This window comes from Streptomyces nanhaiensis (assembly GCF_046614825.1).
Classification (GTDB): domain Bacteria; phylum Actinomycetota; class Actinomycetes; order Streptomycetales; family Streptomycetaceae; genus Streptomyces; species Streptomyces radiopugnans.
Map to the genome: position 1 here is coordinate 1 of NZ_JBKJFM010000292.1, position 3,125 is coordinate 3,125.

At 73.1% G+C, this 3,125-nt stretch carries 3 protein-coding genes; all 3 read left to right on the plus strand.

The window, feature by feature from the left end; translation table 11 throughout:
• Nucleotides 1-640 (plus strand): TetR/AcrR family transcriptional regulator (locus ACLIYP_RS29955; RefSeq protein ID WP_412716220.1); only part of this gene is annotated, 640 nt, incomplete at its 5' end.
• 131 nt (nt 641-771) lie between these two features.
• Nucleotides 772-2,610 (plus strand): dihydroxy-acid dehydratase, encoded by a 1,839-nt coding sequence (gene ilvD / locus ACLIYP_RS29960; RefSeq protein ID WP_412716221.1) that lies wholly within the window; start codon nt 772-774, stop codon nt 2,608-2,610.
• Between the two features lie 46 nt (nt 2,611-2,656).
• A partial coding sequence (locus ACLIYP_RS29965; protein WP_412716222.1) for a hypothetical protein occupies nt 2,657-3,125 on the plus strand: 469 nt, incomplete at its 3' end.

The following is a 3,125-nucleotide window of genomic DNA, read 5'->3' on the forward strand; positions in this document are numbered from 1 at the left end:
CCCCGTCCGCCGCCGCGGCCGCCCCGCCTCGGCCGGCCGGGCCGCGGCCGGGGAGGCGGCACGCGACCGCATCCTGGCCTCGGCCCGCGCGGAGTTCGCCGAGCGCGGCTACGACAAGGCGTCCATCCGCTCCATCGCCCGCGGCGCGGAGGTGGACCCGGCCCTGGTCCACCACTACTTCGGGACCAAGGAGCAGGTCTTCGAGGCCGCCGCCGAGGTCTCCTTCGCCCCCGCCGCCGAGGGGCTGGGCCGTCTGGCCGCCCGCGGCCCGGACGGCCTGGGCGAGGAACTCGTCCGCTTCTTCCTGGGCGTCTGGGAGAACCCGGCCAGCCGCGCGCCGCTGCTGGCCGTCGTCCGCTCGGCGCTCAGCAACGAGACCGCCGCCCGGATATTCCGGCGCATGGTGGCGCGGCAGCTGATGGCCCGGGTGGCGCGCCGCCTGGACGCCCCGGACCGGGAGCTGCGGGTGGAACTGGCCGCCGCGCAGATGGTGGGCGTGGCGATCATGCGGTACGTCCTGGGGATCGAGCCGCTGGCCTCCGCGGACCCCGAGGACCTGGTCGCCCGCCTCTCACCGGCCGTCCAGCACCATCTGACCGGACCCGCCGGACCCGTCGGCGAACACCCGCGCGGAGGGTGAGTCCAGTGCCCCTCATGTCTTACGATCCGGACTTTTCGTCCAGATCTTGAGCGGGAGGCGTACGCTCGTCAGCCACGGCCCGAAGACCGCGCCCGACGGTCTTCCCACGGTTCACGAAGGAGTGGAGCACCATGCCCCAGCTGAGGTCCCGCACCGTCACCCACGGCCGCAACATGGCGGGCGCCCGCGCCCTCCTGCGGGCCGCCGGCGTAGCGCGCGAGGACTTCGGCAAGCCGATCATCGCGGTGGCCAACAGCTTCACCGAGTTCGTGCCCGGGCACACCCACCTCCAGCCGGTCGGCCGGATCGTCAGCGAGGCGGTCAAGGAGGCGGGCGGCGTCCCGCGCGAGTTCAACACCATCGCGGTGGACGACGGCATCGCCATGGGCCACGGCGGCATGCTCTACTCCCTGCCCTCCCGCGACCTGATCGCGGACTCCGTGGAGTACATGGTCGAGGCCCACTGTGCCGACGCCCTGATCTGCATCTCCAACTGCGACAAGATCACCCCGGGCATGCTGATGGCCGCGATGCGCCTGAACATCCCCACGGTCTTCGTCTCCGGCGGGCCGATGGAGTCCGGCCGCGCCACCCTCGTCGACGGCACGGTCCGCAAGCTCGACCTGATCAGCGCCATCGCCGACTCGGCCAACGACGCCGTCTCGGACGAGGACATGGCCCTCATCGAGGAGAACGCCTGCCCCACCTGCGGCTCCTGCTCGGGCATGTTCACCGCCAACTCGATGAACTGCCTCACCGAGGCCATCGGCCTGTCCCTGCCCGGAAACGGCTCGGTGCTGGCCACCCACACCGCCCGCCGGGCGCTGTACGAGAACGCCGGCCGCACGGTCGTGGAGATCACCAGGCGCCACTACGAGCAGGACGACACCACCGTCCTGCCGCGCGCCATCGGCTCCCGCGCCGCCTTCGAGAACGCCATGGCCCTCGACATCGCCATGGGCGGCTCCACCAACACGATCCTGCACCTGCTCGCCGCCGCCCAGGAGGCCGGGCTGGACTTCGGGCTGACCGACATCGACGCCATCTCGCGCCGCGTGCCGTGCCTGTCCAAGGTCGCGCCCAACGGCTCGTACTACATGGAGGACGTCCACCGGGCCGGCGGCATCCCCGCCATCCTGGGCGAGCTGTACCGCGCGGGCCTGCTCAACGAGGACGTCCGCACCGTCCACTCCGACTCCCTGGCCGAGTGGCTCAAGACCTGGGACATCCGCGGCGGCTCCCCGTCCCCCGAGGCCGTCGAGCTGTTCCACGCCGCCCCCGGCTGCGTCCGCTCAGCCAGCGCCTTCTCGCAGTCCGAGCGCTGGGAGTCCCTGGACACCGACGCGGCCGGCGGCTGCATCCGCGACGTGGAGCACGCCTACTCCAAGGACGGCGGACTGGCAGTCCTGCACGGCAACCTCGCCGCCGACGGCTGCGTGGTGAAGACCGCCGGCGTCGACGAGTCCATCCTGACCTTCAGCGGCCCGGCCGTGGTCTGCGAGTCGCAGGAGGAGGCCGTCGAGAAGATCCTGGGCAAGCAGGTCAAGGAGGGCGACGTCGTCGTCATCCGCTACGAGGGCCCCAGGGGCGGCCCCGGCATGCAGGAGATGCTCTACCCGACCTCCTTCCTCAAGGGCCGCGGCCTGGGCGCCAAGTGCGCGCTGATCACCGACGGCCGCTTCTCCGGCGGCACCTCGGGCCTGTCCATCGGACACGCCTCCCCGGAGGCGGCCGCCGGCGGCACCATCGCCCTGGTCGAGGACGGCGACCTGATCAGCATCGACATCCCCGCCCGCACCATCGAGCTGAAGGTCGACGAGGCCACCCTCGCCGCCCGCCGCGAGGCGCTCGGCGGCCGGTACGCGCCGGCGGCGCGCGACCGCAAGGTCTCCGCCGCCCTGCGCGCCTACGCGGCCATGGCCACCAGCGCCGACAAGGGCGCGGTGCGGGACGTCACCAAGCTCGGCTGACCCCGCCCCCGGCGTCCCCCGGCACCCCGCGCGCATAATCGACACCATGAGCGAGAAGCGGGAGCGCCCCGAGCCCGAGCCGATCCGGTTCTACGGCACCACCTGGGTGGACCACTCCGGTGGCTACCTCCTGCGCCGGATCGCGCTCGGGCTCGGGGCGCTGCTGCTGGCCGCCGCCGGAGCCTGGACGCTGCGGCTGGCGTACGAGGGAAGCACCTTCGCGGACGGCGGCGTGATCGGCGTCCTGCTCGTGGTCGCCCTGGGACTGTCCAGCTCCATGGCCTTCAGCCGCACCCTCACCGACTACACCCGTGAACCCGGCGAGGCCCGCTCCGACGACGCTGCGATGCGCCCGATCAAGATGATCGGCTTCCTCGGCGTCCTGCTCGCCTACGCCGTGCGCAGCCTGGTCGAGGCCCCCGGCGAGAAGCTGCGGCGCGCCGAGTACGACCGGGCCGTCGCGCGGCACGAGCGCCGCGGTGCCGCCCGCGCCGCGCGCCGCGGCAACCCGGCCG